Below are 19,549 nucleotides of genomic sequence, written 5' to 3'. Positions count from 1 at the left end.
GTCCTACTGCTGGTTGAGGCTCAGAGAAGTGGGAGCGGCGAGTGGAGCAGGTCAGCAGGGACAAGTTCATCGGGCTCGAATGGCTGCGCTTCACGCTCGGCCTGTACATCCTGTGCTTCCACACGTTGCACAACTATGCAGCGGATCTGCCCGGCTGGATGGCCGATCTCACCGGCGTTGGTTTCTTCGCCACCAGCAGCTTCTTCGCGCTGTCGGGATTTCTGCTGGCCCACGTCTATTGCCAGCAGGGGCGCATGCGCGAGCCGGCGCGAAGCTTCCTCAGCCGACGCTTCGCCAACCTTTACCCACTGCACCTGTTCTCGTTGGCGCTGACGGCAGTGGTGTTGCTGATCATCTCCAACCTCGGTATCCCGCCGGATGACGCCAAAGCCACGCTGCGGTTCGTGGTCTATGACACCAACGAGGACCTGGGCGCCGCGTCCCGCGAGACGCTCGAGCACTTCATGAGTAACGGCGAGCTTGCGCTCAATTTCGTCCTGCAGCTGTTGATGCTGCAGGCGTGGAACCCCTATTACCTGACGTTCAATCCGCCGCTGTGGTCGATCTCCACGCTGTTTTTCTTTTACCTGACCTTTCCTGTGCTGGCGCCGCGGCTGATGCGTGCCGACCGTACGCTCGCCTGGCTGGCGCTGGTGATTCTGCTCTACCTCTTGCCGCCGCTCTGGGTGATTCAGCAGCAGGAGTACGGCATTCCCTATACCGGCATGCTGCACCGCATGCCCTTGCTGCGCCTGCCCGAATTCCTGGCGGGTATCCTCGCGTACCGGTTGTATCGCCAGCATCAGGCGGCGGATCGCGTGCCGGGCGTAGCGGTGCGCGTACTGATGGGCGCGTTCGTGCTGTTCTGCTTTGTCGCTGCCATCCAGCTGCTGAAGGGCGAAAAGTACTGGTATTTCCTGCTGCACAACGGGTTGTTGTTGCCGGCTCAGCTGATGCTGATCTACCTGTTCGCACTGATGCGCTCGCCGTCGAGCGAGGCGGTCAATCGATGGGCGCAGCGCCTGGGGACGGCGTCGTTGCCACTGTTCGTGCTGCATGTTCCGGCCTTTGTGCTGTTCTCCCGATCAGAAAAGCTGCTTGGCGTGTTCTCGCCGCGTTGTTTCGATGACTGGGCTGCCTGCGCCGCGCAGGCGGGAGACCAGAGCTTGTCGCTGTGGCTGTACCCGCTCTATGTGTTGTTGACCGTCGTGCTCTGCATCTGGGCGCAGGAGCATGCCGTGGTGCCCACACGCCGATGGCTGCTTCGCTGGCTTCCCGTGCGGCCGAAGCATGGATGAGCAACAGCTGCCAGTGTGGCTCGGTACCGCCGGCTGGAGCCTGCCGCGGACGCTGTGGCCGCGATTTCCTGAAGTCGGCACGCACCTGCAGCGATACGCGGGCTGCCTGAACGCCGTTGAGATCAACAGCTCGTTCTACCGCGCGCACCGGCCCGCGACCTATGTGCGCTGGGCCGACAGCGTGCCGGCGGGCTTCCGCTTTTCCGTCAAGGTGCCTCGTCAGATCACCCACGAGCGGCGCCTGGCAGCGTGCGAAGCGCTGCTCGACACCTTTCTGAACGAATGCGGCCACCTCGGCGAGAAACTCGGTTGCCTACTGGTGCAATTGCCACCCTCGCTGGCCTATGAGCCGGACGTGGCAAGGCGCTTTATCGATACGCTGAGGGCGCGCCACTCGGGGCCGGTCGCAATCGAACCAAGGCACACCAGTTGGCTTGCCGCCGACTCCCTGCTGCACGACGCGCAAATCGCGAGTGTCGGTGCTGACCCGGCGCCGTTCACAGGCGCCGCCAAGCCGGGCGGCTGGCCTGGTATGCGCTATTACCGCCTGCACGGCTCGCCCCGCATCTATCACTCGCCCTATGGTGCGGACTGGCTTGCGGCCCTGGCCACGCGGCTGGTTGACGAGACGGCGGTGCCGTCGTGGTGCATCTTCGATAACACCGCCAGCGGCGCCGCCACGGCCGATGCGCTGGCGCTTGGCCGGCTCCTTGAGCAACGGCTTGGCTGATCGCGGTCGACACAAATCGAAACGCTATGCCCGCCGGCCGTCGAAGCGCCTGCACGCTTTTCCTCTACTGTTGATGGACGCGTTCACGATGAAGGAGTCGTTCGATGAAGAAAGCAGGCGTGGCCCTGGCATTGACCGGCATGCTCGGCGTTGCCGTAGCAGCCACCGTGGTCAAGCCACTGGCGTATGAGATCGATGGGGAAACCTTCGAAGGCATGTTGGTTTACGACGATGCCGTCAGCAAGCCGCGGCCTGGGCTGGTGATGGTGCCGAACTGGCTGGGCGTCACTGAGCGTTCCGCTGAAAAGGCGGCGCGGGCGGCGGGCGACCGGTACGTCGTGTTCATGGCTGACATGTACGGCAAGTCCGTTCGGCCCTCCAACCCGGACGAAGCCAAGGCTGCGGCGTCCGCGGTACGGGGTGACCGCCCGTTGATGCGCAAGCGCGCCCAGGCGGCGGTAGAGGCGTTCCGGGCACAGGACGAGGTGGCTATCGATACCTCGAAAATGGCCGCGATCGGCTTCTGCTTCGGCGGCGGCAGCGTGCTGGAACTGGCGCGCTCGGGCGCGGACCTGGACGCCTTCGTGTCGTTCCACGGCAACCTCGATACGCCTGATCCAAAGGATGCCCAGCAGATCAAGGCGCCGGTGCTGGTGCTGCACGGTGCGGACGACCCCGCCGTGCCCAAGGAGCAGGTCGATGGTTTCATCGCCGAGATGAAGGCCACCGACGTCGACTGGCAACTGGTGAGCTACGGCAACGCCGTGCATTCGTTCACCGATCCTTACGCCAATGTGCCGGGTCGCAACGAGTACAACCCGGAGGTCGCACAACGCGCCTTCGAGGCGATGAACGACCTGCTCGACGAAGTGTTCGCCACGCGCTGAGCCGTGGTCCTCAGCGTGGAATGATCCGCACTCGGCCGGCGGTGTTGTCGCGCCGCGCGGCCCGGTCGTTTTCGGCACGACCGGGAATTGAGCCGTCCTCGGCGCCGCGATCCGGCGTAGCCATGCCGTTGAGTTCGCGCTCATCGACGCTGACCGAGGCCGCGTCGGGGTAGCCGGTCGTCAATGTCTCGGTGCTGGCCGTCACGGGCGTCGCGTCATCCGTGCCCCAACTGGCGCTGCGCTCATCGATGTCGATCGCGCCGTTTCGCTCCATCGTCTGCTCGACCGCCTTCACCTGGCTGTCGTCCTCGAGCGTGACGGTGACGATCGTCGAGCCGCGACGGGCTGCCTCGGGATAGCGGCCGGCATGCTGGCTCGATTCGTTGCCGAAAAGCTTGTGAAAGAAGCTGCCGACTTTCTCGGCCACCGTCGCATCGCCGCCAGGCTCTTCGCCGATCACGTCCACGCGGCTGCTGTTGACGGTTTCAGGATTGAAGGAGGCGGAAATCTGGATGGCATCGCTGGCGACGCCCTGGCCGAGCAGGTCGCTCTTGACGCGTTCGGCTTCGGCGTAGCGGTCGAACGCTGCGATGAGAATCTGTGTCATGACGTTACCTTTTCATGGGCAGCACAGGCTGCGTTTCGTCCGCGGCAGGCCGCTCGACTCGAGCGCCTGCCTTCCTGACTGTTGGGCGTGGCAGGCGCGACGATGGTTCCGTGTGCAGGCGTTACCTGATGCTTCGTTTGCCACAATGGTGCGCGGGCGAACCATGCGGGGGCGCATCAATGCGCCCCCGCGGGGCGGGGTGGCGATCCTCTGCACCAGCATCTTGCGCAGCCTTGCAAGGTGGCGTTCGAACACCGTCAAACTGTTCCGGTTCACTTTGAAAGTGTTCCGTTAGTTATTTCGAATATGCCCGCTTTACAGATCTCCGACCCCTCATAACGCCCGATCTAGAGCGCCTGGCACGCTAGCTGCTATGTCCTTTTCGCCTAGGTGAAAGAAGCTGCTTCGTTATGCGCGCCGGTACTGGGATGCGTCCCGGCACGCTTGAACATATGACGAATCAAGGAAAAAACATGGTGGAAAGTTTGGGTGTAAGCAGACGCACGCTTCTAGAGTGGATCGGCAAGACGGCCGGCGCAGCCGCCATGTACCAGGCCATGACTTCGCTGGGCTTCGCTGCCGAGAGCCACGCCGACGAGCAGTTCGGCCTGAGTGGTGCGCCCAGTGGCACATCGGTGCTGGTGTTAGGCGCGGGGCTTGCTGGAATGACGGCGGCTTACGAACTGCGCCGTGCCGGGTACAGGGTCAAGGTGCTTGAATACAACGCCAAGGCCGGCGGCCGCTGCTGGACACTACGCGGTGGCGACCGCTTCGCCGAACTCGGTGGGGCTGTGCAGACCTGCCGTTTCGACGAGGGGAATTACCTCAACCCGGGGCCCTGGCGCATTCCTTATCACCACCATGCAGTACTCAATTACTGCAAGCGCCTGGGTGTGAAGCTCGAGCCCTTCATGCAGGTCAATTACAACGCTCTGGTGCATTCGACCGAGGCGTTTGGCGGCATGCCCAAGCGTTACCGTGAGGTTCAGGCGGACTTCCAGGGGCACGTCGCCGAGTTGCTTGGCAAAGCGGTCAACCAGGGAGGGCTGGATCAAAGCCTCACCCGTGAGGATCGTGAACGACTGTTCGAGTCGCTGCGAGCCTGGGGCGCTCTGGATCACGATGGGCTCTATCGCAAGAATATGGAATCGAGCCTGCGGCGCGGCTTCGCGGTCGATGCGGGCGGCGGTCTGATGCCGCTGCCCGAGGCTTCCGACCCTATCGATAGGCAGGCGCTGATTCAGTCAGGTCTCTGGAAGAAGCTGATCGACGGGCAGGAATATGAGTTCCAGAGCAGCATTTTCCAGCCAGTCGGCGGTATGGACATGATCGCTAAGGCTTTTGAGCGAGAGGTCGGTGAGCTGATCCGCTATGGCTCGAAAATCACGCGTATCGAGCAGGACGGGCAGGGCGTGACTGTCACCTACCAGAACAGCGATGGCAGCGGCGCAGCGATGCAAGAAACAGCGGATTGGTGCGTATGCACATTGCCGCTATCGATTCTTGGGCAGATTCCGGTCAGCGTCAGCCAGCCAATGCAGGCGGCAATTCGTGCTGTGCCTTATGACGCGTCCGTAAAGATCGGCTTGCAGTTCAAGCGCCGCTTCTGGGAGCAGGACGAGCACATCTACGGTGGCATCAGCTACACCGACACGCCGATCGAGAAGATCAGCTACCCCAGTACTGACTATGGCAAGGCTGGCTCGGGCGTGCTGTTGGGCGCGTATATCTGGGGGCCGAATGCATATGAATTCACCGCCATGACGCCCGAGGAGCGAGTACGGAAGGCAGTCGAGTACGGCGCCCAGTTGCATCCCCAGTACCGTGACGAGTTTGACAACGGGGTCGCAGTTGGGTGGCACCGTGTGCCCTGGACACAGGGCTGCTACGGCATGTGGACGGATGAAACACGCGAAAAGCATTACCGCACCCTCTGCCAGATCGACGGGCGCATCGTGCTTGCTGGCGAGCACGCATCCTACATACCGGCGTGGATGGAAGGGGCTATTCGCTCCTCGCAAAACGCCATCGAGCGCTTGCATACCCACATCGTCGCTACCCAGCGTGCAGCCTGAGCCGAAGGAGAGTTCCATGCAGCACCTTAACCGTGGTCTAACCGCCGCACTGGGCCTATTGGCCATGACCTGGCTGTCCGGGCCCGCTCATGCAGCCCCAGCACCCATGCTGTCGAAGGGTGACACCTTCGACGAGCAGAGCGGCGAAGCGCTTTTTCATGGCATCTGCCAAGGCTGTCATATGGACGGCGGGCAGGGCGCGATGGGCGCCGGCGCATATCCCGCGCTCAAGGCCAACCCGCGCGTCGCGGCAGCCGCCTATCCGATCTACATGGTCGTTAACGGCCAGGGTGGCATGCCTGGCTTCAAGGACTACCTGAGCGACCAGCAGATCGCCGAGGTGGTCAACTACGTCCGTAGTCACTTCGGCAACCAGTACGCCGACGTCGTCGATGCCGATGACGTTCGCAAAATCAGCCTTCGCTGACCCTCTACCGATTCTGGAGATGTATATGTTCCGTACCTTCCCCCTCGCCGCCACGTTGTTTTGTGCTGCCGTCGCCAGTGTTCAGGCCCAGGCAGCCGACGAGGTGATCCGTCACAAGATTCCTGGTTCGGACTTCCCAATCTCACTTGCAGTGGAAATCCCGGCGAGTGCAACCGTGGTCAATCTCAGCGGAGCAGTACCCAAGATCAATGAAGGCGACACGGAGGCACAGACTGTCAGTGTGTTGCAAAGCATCGAGGGCACGCTGGATCGCCTAGGCCTCGGTATGAAGGATGTGATCAAGATGCAGGTCTTTCTGGTCGGCGACCCTGCCAATCAGGGAAAGATGGACTTCGCCGGTTTCATGAAGGGCTACACGCAGTTCTTTGGCACCGAGGCGCAGCCCAATCTGCCAACGCGCTCGGTATTCCAGGTTGCCGGTCTAGCCAATCCGGCCTGGCTTGTCGAGATCGAGGTAACGGCTGTTCGGCCCTGATGCTGTGCCCGGGCCTCACTGGCCCGGGCTCGGTTGTGTCAACCGTTCACCACCTTCCCGCCATTGATGTGGATGGTCTGACCGCTGACGTAGGAGGAATCTTCGCAGGCGAGGTAGACGTATGCCGGGCCCAGCTCAGAGGGTTGGCCGCAGCGGCCCATGGGCATCTGGCTGCCGAAGCCTTCGAGCATCTGCGGGTCGTGCCGGCCGATGGTGGCCGGCTGTAGGGGCGTCCAGATCGGGCCGGGCGCGATCTGGTTGACGCGGATCTCGCGCTCGATCAGCTGTTGCGACAGGGCGCGGGTGAAGCCGTCGATGGCGCCCTTGGTCGCGGTGTAGTCGACCAGCATCGGGTTGCCGATGAACGAGTTGATCGAGGTGGTGTTGATGATCGAGGCGCCGGCCTTCAGGTGGGGCAGGGCGGCGCGGGTCAGGTAGAAGTAGCCGTGGATGTTGGTGGCGAAGGTGGTTTCCCACTGCTCGTCGGTGATGTGTTCCAGCCGAGTGCGCACTTCCTGCCGTCCGGCGTTGTTGACCAGCACATCGAGGCGGCCGAAGGCCTTGACCGTCTGCTGCACCGCGTCGTTGCAGTAGCGACTGTCACGCACGTCGCCGGGTAGCAGCAGGCAGCGCTGGCCCTCGGCTTCGATCATCTGCTGCGCCGCGGCGGCGTCCTCGTGTTCATCCAGGTACATGATGGCGACGTCCGCGCCCTCGCGGGCGAAATGCACCGCCGCCGCCCGGCCGATGCCGCTGTCGCCGCCGCTGACCAGCGCGACCTTGCCGGCCAGCTTGCCGCTGCCCTTGTAGCTGTCGCGAATGAACTCGGCGGGCGGGTTCATCTCGCTTTCCAGGCCGGGCTGGCGGTCTTGCTTCTGCGCGGGAATTTTGGGGTAGGCCATGACTGCTCCAGGTGGGTGGGTCGGTCTAGTTACGGCTGATACCCGCCGGGAAAGTTTCGGTCGGGTGCCGAGCGGGGTAGAGAGGACCGACCGTCGGAAGCGTGGCTTTCCAGGATAGTGGCACTTGGCTATTGCTTGCTTTGATCCTATAGTCCCGCCCCGCCCCGCCAAGGATGGCCGCCGGGCCCGTGCCGGGTTTTCCAGCCGTCCACACCCACACCACCTGCAAGGGATTGATGATGAACACCAAGCTACGCCTCGCTACGCCGCTGATCGCCGCGCTGCTGTCCGCCTGCACGGCCACCACCTCGTTACGTGCCACCGATTCCGACCTGGCCGTCAAAATCAATCAGGATGCACCCCTGGTGCTGAAGAACCCGGTCAGCAAGACCTACAAGACCACCAGCTTCGGCCAGTACCGCTTTCGCGCAACGCGTGAGGGTATGGAGCCGATGTACGGACTGATTCCCCTGAAGTTCAACGGTGGCTACCTGGCCGCCGATATCCTGTTCTTCGCTCCGGCAGCGTTCTACAACCTGCGCGAGGTCTATCCGTTCTACGAATTCGACGTGGAGGCGGGGGTGGTGCGCTACAAGAAGAACGAGCAGGACCAGTGGATCAGCTACAAGCCGACCGCTGCCGAAGTGGCCCGGGCACGGGCTTATTTCAACGAATAAACCGCGCCCTGCTGGTCGGCCGTGCGCATCGTCACGGGCCGGCCAGATGGCTATCACAGCTGCCCGTTTCGACCGTCATTCGGCGAGGGGACTGTCCTTCAAGGGTGGCGCGTTCCGCACGGGCTTTGTCTTACAGGCGCCGCGTCGCCGCCGCTGGTCGCCGGGGCTGCGCGATGCCTGACAGCGTCCCGCGCCGGGCGTAGAATCCGCGCCGCTCAGACCTGCCACCTGAAACTTCTCCCGAACCCGTACCTGTCCTCGCGCTTGCTCGAAGCGGCGGGAGAGTTCGTCGTTGGGCTCCAGGCGCATCGTCCTTTTCATCACCGCCCTTCGCGCTGACCTCCGTTCGGGAGGCTCTGGCGGCCGAAGGCATTGCTTTTCAAAACGGCCCGAATGAACGAAACCCAAAGCACCACCGGCGGGAGCTGGCTCAGTGTCGTCGCACTGGCCCTGGCCGCCTTCATCTTCAACACCACCGAGTTCGTCCCGGTCGCCTTGCTCAGCGATATTGGTCGCTCGTTCGACATGCCGCCGTCGCAGGTCGGGCTGATGCTGACGATCTACGCCTGGGTGGTCGCGCTGATGTCGCTGCCGATGATGCTGATGACGCGCAACGTCGAACGGCGCACCTTGCTGATGTTCGTCTTCGTGGTGTTCATCGGCAGCCATCTGGTGTCGAGCGTGGCCTCGAGCTTCGGCATGCTGATGGTCAGTCGTGTCGGGATTGCCCTGGCGCATGCGGTGTTCTGGTCGATCACAGCGTCCCTGGCGGTGCGTGTGGCGCCGCCGGGTCGGCAGGCGCAGGCGCTTGGGTTGCTCGCGACAGGCAGTGCGCTGGCCATGGTGCTGGGCATCCCGCTGGGGCGTGTGGTCGGGGAGATGCTGGGCTGGCGGACCACCTTTCTCGCTATCGCGATCATCGCCAGCCTCGTGGTGATTTGCCTGGCGCGCACGCTGCCACTGCTGCCGAGCCAGAACTCCGGTTCGCTGCGCAGCCTGCCGGTGCTGTTCCGCCGGCCAGCGTTGGTCGCGACCTATGTGCTGACAGCACTGGTGATCACCGCGCAATTCACCGCTTACACCTATATCGAACCTTTCGCGCAGACCATCGCTCACCTAAGCGGCGACCGCACCACGGTGCTGCTGTTGCTGTTCGGCGGCGCCGGCATCCTCGGGTCGATGCTGTTCAGTCGCTACAGCACCCGCTATCCACGCGGCTTCCTGATCACCGCGATTACGATCATGTGCGCCTGTCTGTTGTTGCTGCTGCCTGCCTCGCGCGACAGCGCTTTGCTCGGCGCGCTGGTGGTCGTCTGGGGGATCGCCGGAATGTGCTTTGGCCTGGCGCTGCAGGCCAAGGTACTGAATCTCGCCTCGGACGCGACGGATGTCGCCATGGCGATGTTCTCGGGCATCTATAACGTGGGCATTGGTGGCGGCGCGTTGATGGGCAGCCTGGTGGTGCGCCACCTGGGCCTGGCGGACGTGGGCATCGTTGGTGGGTTGCTGGCGTTGGCCGGCGTGCTGCTCTGCTGCTTCGCTACCTACCGCTTTGCCCGTCCGGCCGAGCCGGCGGTCGGCTGAGGGGCCAGGCCTGCGGCGGTGAATCGAGCGTCGTGCCAGTTGCGTCGCTTGAGCAGTTGACGGCGTGCATGAGGTTCGCCCCACGCACGCCGCCTTCGGTCAGTTCAACTCGTTGGCAAAACGGCCCACCGCACTGACCACCTGCTTGGCGCCGTCCTGAATCTCGACAATCACCGAACCCGCCTGGTTGGCGAGCGACAGGCCCTGAGCGGCTTGCTCGCGGCTGTTAGCCATCTCGCGCACGGCATCATCGACGAGCGCCTGGTTCTTCTGTACCACGCTGACGATCTCCTCGGTGGCGGCGCTGGTGCGGCCGGCCAACTGGCGTACTTCGTCGGCTACCACTGCGAACCCGCGACCCTGCTCGCCGGCCCGCGCTGCTTCGATGGCCGCGTTGAGCGCCAGTAGGTTGGTCTGCGCGGCGATGCCTCCAATCGTCTGAACAATGGAGCTGATCAGGTGCGACTGCTGGCCCAGGGCTTCGATGCCGTGGGTGGCTGATTCGACCTCTTCGGCGATGCGCTGCATCGTGGCGACGGTGTCCTTGACCACCACGGCGCCGCGTTCAGCACTCGTATCGGTCTGCCGGGACACGTCATAAGCGATGCTCGCCGCTTCGCGCACTTCCTGCTCCCGGGCGACCTGATCGGTGACCACGCTGGCGAACTTCACCACCTTGCAGAGCTTGCCTTCGGCGTCGAACACCGGGTTATAGGTGGCTTCCAGCCAGAGATCGCGGCCGTGGCTGTCAACGCGCTTGAAGCGATTGGCGATGAATTCGCCCCGATTGAGCGTTTCCCAGAAGGTTTTGTATTGCGAAGAGCTGGCCTCTTCCTGGGTGCAGAACATGCTGTGATGCTTGCCGACGATCTGCTTGAGCGAATAGCCGGTGCCCTGCAGGAATTGCTCGTTGGCAGTGACCACGGTGCCGTCCAGGTTGAACTGGATGACCGCGGTCGAGCGCAACAGCGCGTTGATGAAGGCTTCGTTCTCCTTGGCCATCTGCAGCTCGCGTGTCACTTCGCGGGCGAAGCCGCTGATGTGGTGCAGCCCACCTTGCGCATCGCGGATCGGATACCACTCGATGTGCAGCCAGACGAGGTTGCCGTTGCTGGCCAGGAAACGGTAGTTGTCGCTGATGGGGTCGTGCTTTGCTACGGCTGCTCGGAAGTTGTAGTAGCAGGGCAATTGTTTCACGTAGGCGGGAACAATCTCCGCCATGGCACGACCAGTCAATTGCTCGGGCTGATAGCCGAGGGCCTTGGCGAACGCTTTGTTCACCGTCTTCATCCTGAGCTCCGTGTCCAGCGTGATGGACAGCTTCGTCGCTTCGATCTGCTCGCGCAGTTGACGAAGCTGCAGCAGTTCCGCTGTTTGCTGTTCGAGTTGTTTTTTGAGGTGGCTGTTGAACATGGTGCACCGAAAGGTGAGTAGACGTGCCAGGGCTATCGGCGTCGGCGGCAGATACTTGATGCGCGCTCGTCGCTGGGCGGTGCGTTTGAGCCAGTTCCACGCGCGCGCCCGACGCACTGGCGAACCGGGCGCGCCACCTGTCAGTCCGCTCGCTCCAGTCGCACCCGAATCACGCCGGCGCGTGTGCTGGCGATGCGTTCGAAGGCGGCTTTGGAGAGGTCGATGATGCGCCCGCGCACGTAGGGGCCACGGTCATTGATGCGCACCACCACGCTCTTGCCGTTGCGGGTGTTGACGACGCGAACCTGCGTGCCGAACGGCAGCGTGCGGTGGGCGGCGGTCAGCGCTCCCTGGTCGAAGCGTTCGCCGTTGGCGGTCTTCTTGCCGTGGTGCTGGTTGCCATAGAACGATGCCTTGCCCTGCCCGAGAACGGCGGCGGTTTCAGGCGCAGGCGGTGGAGACGTGGGCGGCGGGGTTCTGAAAGGAGTGGAGCAGCCGGCGAGCACGGCGGCGAGGAACAGAGCGGTCAATCCACGGGCTGGCCTTTGAAGCATGATCGATCCCTGTCTGCAGGCGTTTGGGTGATGGAGCATAGCCGGGCGCGGTGTGCCGTGCTGCCCGGCACGCATGCAGACACCGCCAGGGGCGGAAGTTCATTCGGCCGAAGCGCCGGGACGGGGCCGCGGCGCGCCTGACCTTAATGCGCCGGCTTGCTGCGGATGGTCTTCATCAGGTCAGCTGGGGTGATCTGGCCGACCACGCTGCTGGCGCTGCCCGGTTGCGGCAGGTTGAGGATATTGCCCTTGATCTTGCCGATCACGTGCATCTCGCAGGGCTTGCAGTCGAACTTCAGGGTCAGCACCTCGTCGCCATGTACCAGCTGCATTGGCGCGACCTTGGTGCGCACGCCGGTCACGCCCTTGGCCTGTTTCGGGCACAGGTTGAATGAGAAGCGCAGGCAGTGCTTGGTGATCATCACCGGCACTTCGCCGGTTTCCTCGTGGGCCTCGTAGGCCGCATCGATCAGCTGCACGCCATAACGGTGATAGAAGGCCCGGGCTTTCTCGTTGTAGACGTTGTAGAGGAACGACAGGTGCGATTCGGGATAGACCGGCGGTGGCACGCTGACCGGCTTGCGCGCGCCGCGCGGGCGGATGGCCTCGCGCGCGTCGGTCAGCGCCTCGATGGCTTCGCGGCGCAAGGCCTTGAGATGGGAGTTGGGGATAAAGAAGGCCTGCGGTGCATCCACGTCCACCTCTTCGGCGTGGTAGATGGTCGTGCCCAGCTGGCTCAACAGGTCGGCGATCTGGCTGGGCACCTGTTCCGGCTTCTTCGCTTCACCAAAGGGGCCGGCCAGCGAAACCGTGGCGTAGGCGCCCTCTTCGCTGGTGACATGTAGCTCCAGCTCATCGGCGCGCAGCTTGGCCAGCCAGCGCACGCCGACGCGGCGCTCGGCAGACGTCTTTAGCAGCGCTTGCTGCCAATTGTGGTCAAGGTTGCGGTTCAGCGGATGGTTCGGGCGTAGCTGGCGGATCGCCGCCGGCATTTCATTGGGCTCGACGCGGTAATGCCACAGTGGTTGGCCGTCTTCTTCGAACTGACTCAGCGGCTCGACCACGCTGGCGCGGAAACCCACCACGTCGCGCTTGACCAGCACGTTCAGGCCATCCCCGTTGGACAGTGGCTCCCGGGTCTGGACGGTGAGGTCGTGCTTGCCCACCTTGAGCACTTCGCCCACGGCAAGGCCCGTGAAGGTCGGCGAGTCGAAGGCGCCGATGTCGATCTTACGGTCGGTGACGAAGTAATCCGTGCTGCCACGGTGGAAGGTCTTGTCCGGGTCGGGCACGAAGAAATGATCGGTGCGGCCGCTGGAGGCGCGGGCCAGATCGGGGCGGTCCTCGAGGATGTCGTCCAGGCGCTGGCGATAGTAAGCGGTGATGTTCTTCACGTAGCTCACATCCTTGTAGCGGCCTTCGATCTTGAATGAGCGCACGCCGGCATCGACCAGCGCGCGTAGGTTGGCGCTCTGGTTGTTGTCCTTCATGGACAAGAGGTGTTTTTCGAACGCGACAACCTGGCCCTTGTCGTCCTTCAAGGTGTAGGGCAGGCGGCAGGCTTGCGAGCAGTCGCCGCGGTTGGCGCTGCGGCCGGTCTGCGCGTGAGAGATGTTGCATTGCCCGGAGAAGGCCACGCACAGCGCGCCGTGGATGAAGAACTCGATGGCCGAATCGACCTCGTCGGCGATGGTGCGGATTTCCTGCAGGTTCAGCTCGCGCGGCAGCACCAGCTGGGAAAAGCCGGCCTGGGATAGAAACTTCGCTCGCTCCAGGGTGCGGATATCGGTCTGGGTGCTGGCATGGATCTCGATCGGCGGAATGTCCATTTCCATCACGCCCATGTCTTGCACGATCAACGCATCGACACCGATTTCGTAGAGCTGCCAGATCAACGAGCGGGCGGCTTCGAGCTCGTCGTCATGCAGGATGGTGTTGATGGTGACGAACACCCGCGCATGGAACAGGTGGGCGAATGTCACCAGCTCGGCGATGTCTGCCACGCTGTTCTCAGCGTTGTGCCGTGCCCCGAAACTCGGCCCGCCGATGTACACCGCATCGGCGCCATGCAGGATGGCCTCGCGAGCGATGGTGGTGTCCCGAGCGGGGGAGAGCAGTTCGAGATGGTGCTTGGGCAAGGACATGGGCGCGGACCGGGTGCAGATCGAAAGGCGCGCATTGTAAAGGCATACGCAGCTTTTGGGACTGGCCGCCGGGCGTATGGCGGCGCGGCGGCTGTCCGAGCGATCGAGCCCCCGCGTCAGATGGGCTTTCGTGGCGAACTGCCATTTCTAGAAATAAATGATTACACCTCTCATTAGCGATTGATTACTATCCGTCTTCGTCGAGCCGGAGGCTCACGTTAGAAAAACAAGGTGAGCAGTAGCCACCACTTGATCGAAGAGGGGGAATCGAGCATGACGGCTTTGAAATCGGGCGCCCGGACACAGGCGCCGTGGCGGCGAACCACCACAGCAGTGCTCTGCTGCGCGCCATTGGTTGGTACGACCATGAGCGTGTACGCGCAGGAAGCCGAGCCAGGTGCCGGCGACGAGCCGTATCGCCTGGCGCCCATCATCGTCAACGCTAACGCCTCTGCGGGCGACGACTCGGCCACGGTGGTCGCGCAGGAGCTTTGGGTGGGCGGCAAAGTGCCCACCAGCATCCTCAACACGCCTGCTTCGGTTTCGGTGGTCACCCAGAAGGAAATCGAGCAGCGCAGCGCCAGCACCACCGAAGAAGTCCTGCAATACACCCCGGGGGTGGTCACCGATTACTACGGCACCGATGACCGTAACGACTATTTCCAGATCCGCGGCTTCCAGGCCACCACTTACCGTGACGGCCTGACTCTCGGCTCGATGCGCGGTGTTCGCGAAGAGCCCTTCGCGTACGAGCGGATAGAAATCCTGCGTGGCGCCAACTCGACGTTGTTCGGCCCGGCGGACCCGGGCGGCTCGGTCAACTTCGTGACCAAGAAGCCGCGCTTCGAATCCTTTGGCCAGGGCTATGTGACCTACGGCTCCTTCGACCACAAGGAAGTCGGGATCGACGTCGGCGATGCGCTCAATGACAGCAAGACCCTTGCCGGCCGCTTCACCGCCAAAACGCAAGACAGCGAGCGCGAGTACGACCACTCGCAGGACGACAATCATCTGGTGATGGGTGGCTTGACCTGGGAGCCGACCGCGTTCACCTCGGCCACGCTGGTGGTGGATCAGTTGCGCCAGGACACCACGCCCAATAGCGGTGGTTATCCCAAGGACAGGGAATACGACCGCGATGAGTTTTTCGGCGAGCCGACGTACAACTTCCACGATGTCGAGCGCACCAATATCAGCGCCACCTTCAGCCATGATTTCGACAACGGCTTCGTGCTGCGCAGCAACCTGCGCCATAGCGAGCTGGAGGATGCGTACGGCTATGTCTATATCAACGATAGCGCCGGGCGCACCGGCACCCTGGTTGACCGTGGTTACCTGGGGGTCTATAGCGAAGCCGAGCAGCTCAATGGCAACTTGATGCTGCAGTACGACGCACGCTTCGGGGACATCGATAGCAGCAGCATCGTGGGTGTGGAGTATCTTGATTCTTCTTCCGAGAACGTGTCCGTCTATGGCTCCGCCGATGCCATCGACGTTACCAATCCGGTATATCGTGGCGTATCGCCTGCAATCGTCTATCAGGATAGGGACCTGGACACGACCATCAAGTCCGTTTTCCTGCAGCAGAACCTGTCGTTCTATGAGCGTTTCATTGTCACGTTCGGCATGCGCAATGATTCGATGGACGTGTCGGAGACTGACTACCTTGCCGGTACCAAGACTTCAGACAGCTTCTCGGAAAACTCCTTCCGCGGTGCCCTGACTTATATCGTCAATGACGAGGTTTCCACCTATATCAGCGTTGTAGAGTCTGTTTCCCCGCCTGAAGTTGGCGTGGTTCCCGAACGGGGCAAGCAGTATGAAATTGGTGTGAAGTATGCCCCCACCGGTATGAATGCCCTTTTCTCAGCAGCGGTCTACGACCTGACCCAAGAGGACATCGCCGTTGCGGTGGTGCAGTCCAATGGTGTCATCGACCAGCAGACCGTGGGTGAACAGCGCGTGCGTGGCCTGGATCTGGAAGCGAAGGCTGAGCTGACGGAAAATTTGTCGCTTATCGGTGGCTACTCATACATGGACACCGAAGTGCTTCGCGGCGCCGTGCAGTCCTGGACAGGGGCAGGTTATGAGGTCGTATCGATCAAGGGTAATGAGATCGTCTCCGCGCCCAAGCATTCGGCCTCGCTATGGAGCTACTACAACGTGCCCGGAACGGATGTCAGCGTAGGCCTTGGCGCTCGCTATGTCGGTTCCTATTACTTCGGCACCTTCAACGACACCGGCAAGAGCGATAGCGCCACCCTGTTCGATGCCGCCTTCAACTACCAAATAGCCAAGGGCACCGATCTGGCCGTCAATGTCAGCAACCTGTTCGACGAGCAGCATGTGGTTGGCTCGGGCACCGCGGATTACTACAACCCGGGCCGCGAGATCACGGCGAAGGTCAGCTACAACTGGTAACGGCGTCATCCGATCCAGGCAAGGCTCCGGCCTTGCCTGAATCGGCTACCCCTTCGCCTGCTTTGCCTGGCCGTCAACAGCAGGTCGTTCTGGTTGCCGGTTGGTTTGGCCTTGCAATGCCAAGCCAACCGGCGATGTCGCCTCTGTCGCGTCCTGCACTCAGCTGTCGAAGCGGCTCACCTCGAGCCCCGTGCCCACCGGTAGCAGCACGCTGCTCAACTTCGGCGTGCGGGCGATGGCCTGGCGGTAGCTCGCGGCTCGCTCCCCGCCTGGGCGGATCATGTTGTCGGCGACGATGATCGCGCCGGAATTGAGCTTCGGATAAAACCGCTCCAGGCAAGGCACATAAAGATCCTTCCATAGATCAAGCAACACGAAATCGATTCGCTCTGGCATGGCGTCGATCAAATCGAGCGCATCGCCTACCTGGAAATCGATGACGCTCGCCAGGGCTGCCTTTTCGGCCATGTCGCGGGCGAAGTCGGACTTGTGCTGGTGCAGTTCCATGGTCACGACACGGCCACCACTGGCTTGCGCCGCCTCGGCAAGCCAGAGCGTCGAATAGCCGAAGGAGGTGCCCAGCTCGAGTACATTGGGTGCATCGAGGCTGCGAACCAGCGTGTTGATCAACTGCCCGGTATCCGGACCGACCGCGAGAAATGCATGGGTGCGCCAGTCGGCGTTAGTCGCCTGACCAGCTAGGCGCTGCTCGCGCTCGTCTTGCAGGTGCTTGTGGTATTGGTCGAACACGGACCTGACACGATCGTCCATCGAAGCCTCCGAAGTGCTTAGCTGTGGCCAATCAGTGGATGGGCTTGATTGGCCTCGGTGATGATTAGTGGACGTTATCAACAAAAAGTTTGCAGCCGCCGTGAGCCTAACGCTAGGCAGGCCGGGGAGCGGTAGGGGAGCGTTTCGTTCATCAGATCGTCCGGGTAACGCCGGTAAGTCCCGCGCAGTCGGCTGCTCCGGCCTGCATCCGCTGACTGCCGTTTGACCTGGCCAATCGCTGCGAGTCGAGCAGGTCAGCCAACCAGCACTGTTATGGCCCATATGATTCCACCGGCCAGCGGTAGCCCTGTCGCCATTCGGGGCGCATAGGGAATCAGCATCAGCAGGGCAAAGCCAGTGAGCGAGATCAGGCCGAACCAGGCGACCACCGCCATGCCGGTGGGCCAGACGTGACCGGCTACATACACGGCAAGGCCGAGCAGCAGACTGCCAGCCGGAACACAGAGGCGACGAAGCCGAGCAGGTATTCGCGGGTTGACCAGCTGTTTCCAGTGGCGCTCTTTTCCAAGGCAGAAACCCAGCATGCCGGCATAGGCCAGCACCAGGCTGGCAAGCAGTGCTGAACCGTTCATGACGAGGCTCCTGGAACCGGACGGCTGAGAGAAGTGGACCGCGCCTTGCGGGCGGCGACGGCCTTGGGGATTTTCCAGGCTGTCCACGCCAGCGACAGACCCATCGCCATCACGCTGGCCGCGAGGGACAGGCGCATGCTGTCGAGTGTCAGGTGGCCGCCTGCCAGGTCGAGCAATGGCAGACCGAGCGCCAGCACGGCGGCTGCGAACAACTGTTCACGCCAGGCGGGCAGCGGCTTGCGGACCCAACCGTGCACCCAGCTCAAGGCCCAGATGCCAAAGAAGATCCGCAGCTCCCAATCCTGGCGGCCGGCCAACTCTGCCGGCAGCAGTCGATTGGCCCACAAGAGGGCGATACAGGCCAGGGAAAGCCCGGCGACCACGGCCACGTTCAGGCTTTCAACGACTCGCAGGAAATGCGGATTGGCCTTGGTCTGCTTGCGTTGCTTGACGGTATAGAGCACCAGACCCGTGGCGATCATCGCGCAGCTGACCAGGCCACAAACGAAGTACAGCCAGCGCATCGGATAGCCGCCGAACTGCGCGAAGTGCAGGCCCGCCATCACCCGCTGGGTCAGCTGGCTGGTGCGTGACGGTTCTGGCGCCTTGATCAGCTCGCCGGTGACACCACTGAAAAGAATGCCTTCGCCCTTCGTCAGTTCGATACGGTTGCCCAGTACGGGACGCGCCGTGACCTGGGCGTTGGCCCGGCCCGGATTGCTCACGGCCAAGCCGCCGATCATGCCTTCGCCGTAATGTGCCTCGGCCCGGCTGACGATTTCGCCCAGCGCAAGCAAAGGCGCTGCCGGTGCCGCCGCCGGTCGGGCGCCACGACTGTCACCGCGAGGCGCCTGCTCGGCGCGACCGCCTTGCTCGCCACGTGCCGTCTGCCCGCCGCGCGGCGCCGGTTCGTTACGCATTGCCTGATCGCCACGGGGGACTTGCTGCTCGCGCTGGCCTTGCTCAGCGGCGCGGGCTGGCTGGGCATCGCGGAAATAGGCCTGGCGATCCCCGTCGTAGAGCGCGTCGACCGCTGCCGGCATGTAGACCAGGAAAAAGATTGCCAGGCCGGTGTAGGTGATCATCAGGTGGAACGGCAGTAGCAGGACAGCGCTGGCGTTATGGCCATCGAGCCATGACCGCTGGCCTTTGGCGGGGCGGAAAGTGAAGAACTCCTTGAAAATCTTCTTATGGATGATGATGCCCGTGATCAGCGCCACCAGCATCGCCATCGCAGCAATGCCCACCGCCCAGACGCCAACGTTGCGTGGCATATGCAGCGTGTAATGAAAGCGAAAGAAGAAATTACCACCAACGGTTTCCCGAGGTTCGATCACCTCGCTCGTCAGTGGGTCCAGCTGCGTACTGCCAGCGCCACGACGGCGTTCGCCCACGGACACGCTGAGATCGGGTGAGCGATCGGTTGGCAGGCTGATGTTCCAATTCGATTCGTCCGGATGATTTTCCATCAGCCAGCGCTGTGCCAGATTGGCGGCCGCCGCAGGCGATGGGCTGTGGTCGGTGAGCTCAGGCTGCATCCACCAGCTGATCTCCTTGTCGAACACTGCCAGGGTCCCGGTCAGGAAAATGGCGAACAGGACCCAGCCAAGCAGGAGCCCGCACCAGGTGTGCAGCCAGGACATGGATTGCGTCAGACTGCCTTTCATTTGATGGCCTCCACCAGCTGTGGCCAGAAGCCGATAGCCGCCAGTGGCAGCGATACGCATACGCCGATCAGCACGCGTCGTAGCGAAGCCGCAGCAAAAGCCCAGAGAATGAACGTCAGGTAGACCACGAACGAAAGCAGCGAGGCGATGGTCAGCGCGTCCATGGGGCCTATCGGCAGCACTCGCGCCAGAGCGGCAGTGAATGCATAGGTGAAGGCGTAGCCGCCAAAAATGGCGAGGGCGGTACGAACGGCGATGTCAGGCCAGGTACTTCTCGATTGCGATACGGAACGAGTCACGACA

Annotated in this window: 18 protein-coding genes; 9 read left to right on the top strand and 9 right to left on the bottom strand. The window is 62.7% G+C overall.

Features of this window, described 5'->3' with window-relative positions; genetic code table 11:
• Positions 1-41: 41 nt before the first annotated feature.
• The 3 genes from KXR72_RS05220 (at position 42) to KXR72_RS05210 (ending at position 2,915) form a co-directional block, all read left to right on the top strand.
• The gene (locus KXR72_RS05220) at positions 42-1,298 is read left to right on the top strand and encodes an acyltransferase family protein (protein WP_437420017.1); all 1,257 of its coding nucleotides are present in this window, start codon (positions 42-44) and stop codon (positions 1,296-1,298) included.
• Positions 1,291-2,028 (top strand): DUF72 domain-containing protein, encoded by a 738-nt coding sequence (locus KXR72_RS05215; protein WP_437420016.1) that lies wholly within the window; start codon positions 1,291-1,293, stop codon positions 2,026-2,028. Before KXR72_RS05220 ends, KXR72_RS05215 begins: the two co-directional genes overlap by 8 nt.
• Before the next feature lie 140 nt (positions 2,029-2,168).
• Positions 2,169-2,915, top strand: coding sequence for a dienelactone hydrolase family protein (locus tag KXR72_RS05210; protein ID WP_437420383.1), 747 nt, complete (start codon positions 2,169-2,171; stop codon positions 2,913-2,915).
• 10 nt (positions 2,916-2,925) lie between these two features.
• Here KXR72_RS05210 and KXR72_RS05205 read toward each other — a convergent pair whose 3' ends face one another.
• Complete coding sequence (locus tag KXR72_RS05205) at positions 2,926-3,522, bottom strand: hypothetical protein (protein WP_437420015.1); 597 nt, start codon at positions 3,520-3,522, stop codon at positions 2,926-2,928.
• 545 nt (positions 3,523-4,067) lie between these two features.
• Here KXR72_RS05205 and KXR72_RS05200 point away from each other — a divergent pair.
• From KXR72_RS05200 to KXR72_RS05190, 3 genes are read left to right on the top strand one after another with little or no spacing between them, the layout of a single operon-like run.
• Complete coding sequence (locus KXR72_RS05200; RefSeq protein WP_437420382.1) at positions 4,068-5,597, top strand: flavin monoamine oxidase family protein; 1,530 nt, start codon at positions 4,068-4,070, stop codon at positions 5,595-5,597.
• Between the two features lie 16 nt (positions 5,598-5,613).
• The gene (locus KXR72_RS05195) at positions 5,614-6,024 is read left to right on the top strand and encodes a c-type cytochrome (protein ID WP_437420014.1); all 411 of its coding nucleotides are present in this window, start codon (positions 5,614-5,616) and stop codon (positions 6,022-6,024) included.
• 25 nt (positions 6,025-6,049) lie between these two features.
• On the top strand, positions 6,050-6,520 hold the full coding sequence (locus KXR72_RS05190; protein ID WP_437420013.1) for a RidA family protein: 471 nt from the start codon (positions 6,050-6,052) through the stop codon (positions 6,518-6,520).
• A 38-nt stretch (positions 6,521-6,558) separates the two neighbouring features.
• On the opposite strand, the gene KXR72_RS05185 is transcribed toward KXR72_RS05190, so the two are convergent.
• Positions 6,559-7,422, bottom strand: coding sequence for an SDR family oxidoreductase (locus KXR72_RS05185; protein ID WP_437420012.1), 864 nt, complete (start codon positions 7,420-7,422; stop codon positions 6,559-6,561).
• Positions 7,423-7,661: 239 nt separating this feature from the next.
• On the opposite strand from KXR72_RS05185, the gene KXR72_RS05180 reads away from it, so the two are divergent.
• A complete protein-coding gene (locus KXR72_RS05180; protein WP_437420011.1) occupies positions 7,662-8,099 on the top strand; it encodes a hypothetical protein in 438 nt (145 codons plus the stop codon).
• Positions 8,100-8,492: 393 nt separating this feature from the next.
• A complete protein-coding gene (locus KXR72_RS05175; RefSeq protein ID WP_437420010.1) occupies positions 8,493-9,683 on the top strand; it encodes a sugar transporter in 1,191 nt (396 codons plus the stop codon).
• 99 nt (positions 9,684-9,782) lie between these two features.
• On the opposite strand, the gene KXR72_RS05170 is transcribed toward KXR72_RS05175, so the two are convergent.
• The 3 genes from KXR72_RS05170 to KXR72_RS05160 form a co-directional block, all read right to left on the bottom strand.
• Positions 9,783-11,096, bottom strand: a complete 1,314-nt coding sequence (locus KXR72_RS05170; RefSeq protein WP_437420009.1) for a methyl-accepting chemotaxis protein — start codon at positions 11,094-11,096, stop codon at positions 9,783-9,785.
• Between the two features lie 140 nt (positions 11,097-11,236).
• Positions 11,237-11,650: a septal ring lytic transglycosylase RlpA family protein gene (locus KXR72_RS05165; protein ID WP_437420008.1), complete on the bottom strand. Its 414-nt coding sequence runs from the start codon at positions 11,648-11,650 to the stop codon at positions 11,237-11,239.
• 143 nt (positions 11,651-11,793) lie between these two features.
• A complete protein-coding gene (locus KXR72_RS05160; protein ID WP_437420007.1) occupies positions 11,794-13,794 on the bottom strand; it encodes a peptidase U32 family protein in 2,001 nt (666 codons plus the stop codon).
• 366 nt (positions 13,795-14,160) lie between these two features.
• On the opposite strand from KXR72_RS05160, the gene KXR72_RS05155 reads away from it, so the two are divergent.
• Complete coding sequence (locus KXR72_RS05155) at positions 14,161-16,215, top strand: TonB-dependent siderophore receptor (protein ID WP_437420006.1); 2,055 nt, start codon at positions 14,161-14,163, stop codon at positions 16,213-16,215.
• A gap of 159 nt (positions 16,216-16,374) precedes the next feature.
• Here KXR72_RS05155 and KXR72_RS05150 read toward each other — a convergent pair whose 3' ends face one another.
• From KXR72_RS05150 to KXR72_RS05135, 4 genes are all read right to left on the bottom strand, one after another.
• Positions 16,375-16,986, bottom strand: coding sequence for an O-methyltransferase (locus tag KXR72_RS05150; protein ID WP_437420005.1), 612 nt, complete (start codon positions 16,984-16,986; stop codon positions 16,375-16,377).
• A 254-nt stretch (positions 16,987-17,240) separates the two neighbouring features.
• The gene (locus tag KXR72_RS05145; protein WP_437420004.1) at positions 17,241-17,579 is read right to left on the bottom strand and encodes a DUF3325 domain-containing protein; all 339 of its coding nucleotides are present in this window, start codon (positions 17,577-17,579) and stop codon (positions 17,241-17,243) included.
• Positions 17,576-19,246, bottom strand: a complete 1,671-nt coding sequence (locus KXR72_RS05140; RefSeq protein WP_437420003.1) for a PepSY-associated TM helix domain-containing protein — start codon at positions 19,244-19,246, stop codon at positions 17,576-17,578. The genes KXR72_RS05145 and KXR72_RS05140 overlap by 4 nt, the downstream gene beginning before the upstream one ends.
• Entirely contained in the window at positions 19,243-19,545 is a 303-nt protein-coding gene (locus KXR72_RS05135) for an iron transporter (RefSeq protein ID WP_437420002.1), read from the bottom strand. Before KXR72_RS05135 ends, KXR72_RS05140 begins: the two co-directional genes overlap by 4 nt.
• Positions 19,546-19,549 lie beyond the last annotated feature (4 nt).

The sequence above is a fragment of the Stutzerimonas chloritidismutans genome, from assembly GCF_051486945.1.
GTDB classification, from domain to species: domain Bacteria; phylum Pseudomonadota; class Gammaproteobacteria; order Pseudomonadales; family Pseudomonadaceae; genus Stutzerimonas; species Stutzerimonas chloritidismutans_B.
The sequence above is the reverse complement of the archived record's forward strand: the minus strand, read 5'-3'. Positions and strand labels throughout refer to the sequence as shown.

Bases quoted from the DNA above. Each gene is read 5' to 3' on its own strand.
- KXR72_RS05205 (WP_437420015.1), bottom strand. From the start codon at position 3,522: ATGACACAGATTCTCATCGCAGCGTTCGACCGCTACGCCGAAGCCGAA.
- KXR72_RS05180 (WP_437420011.1), top strand. From the start codon at position 7,662: ATGAACACCAAGCTACGCCTCGCTACGCCGCTGATCGCCGCGCTGCTG.
- KXR72_RS05185 (WP_437420012.1), bottom strand. From the start codon at position 7,422: ATGGCCTACCCCAAAATTCCCGCGCAGAAGCAAGACCGCCAGCCCGGC.
- KXR72_RS05195 (WP_437420014.1), top strand. From the start codon at position 5,614: ATGCAGCACCTTAACCGTGGTCTAACCGCCGCACTGGGCCTATTGGCC.
- KXR72_RS05140 (WP_437420003.1), bottom strand. From the start codon at position 19,246: ATGAAAGGCAGTCTGACGCAATCCATGTCCTGGCTGCACACCTGGTGC.
- KXR72_RS05165 (WP_437420008.1), bottom strand. From the start codon at position 11,650: ATGCTTCAAAGGCCAGCCCGTGGATTGACCGCTCTGTTCCTCGCCGCC.
- KXR72_RS05150 (WP_437420005.1), bottom strand. From the start codon at position 16,986: ATGGACGATCGTGTCAGGTCCGTGTTCGACCAATACCACAAGCACCTG.
- KXR72_RS05190 (WP_437420013.1), top strand. From the start codon at position 6,050: ATGTTCCGTACCTTCCCCCTCGCCGCCACGTTGTTTTGTGCTGCCGTC.
- KXR72_RS05145 (WP_437420004.1), bottom strand. From the start codon at position 17,579: ATGAACGGTTCAGCACTGCTTGCCAGCCTGGTGCTGGCCTATGCCGGC.
- KXR72_RS05210 (WP_437420383.1), top strand. From the start codon at position 2,169: ATGCTCGGCGTTGCCGTAGCAGCCACCGTGGTCAAGCCACTGGCGTAT.
- KXR72_RS05155 (WP_437420006.1), top strand. From the start codon at position 14,161: ATGAGCGTGTACGCGCAGGAAGCCGAGCCAGGTGCCGGCGACGAGCCG.
- KXR72_RS05170 (WP_437420009.1), bottom strand. From the start codon at position 11,096: ATGTTCAACAGCCACCTCAAAAAACAACTCGAACAGCAAACAGCGGAA.
- KXR72_RS05215 (WP_437420016.1), top strand. From the start codon at position 1,291: ATGGATGAGCAACAGCTGCCAGTGTGGCTCGGTACCGCCGGCTGGAGC.
- KXR72_RS05200 (WP_437420382.1), top strand. From the start codon at position 4,068: ATGTACCAGGCCATGACTTCGCTGGGCTTCGCTGCCGAGAGCCACGCC.
- KXR72_RS05175 (WP_437420010.1), top strand. From the start codon at position 8,493: ATGAACGAAACCCAAAGCACCACCGGCGGGAGCTGGCTCAGTGTCGTC.
- KXR72_RS05160 (WP_437420007.1), bottom strand. From the start codon at position 13,794: ATGTCCTTGCCCAAGCACCATCTCGAACTGCTCTCCCCCGCTCGGGAC.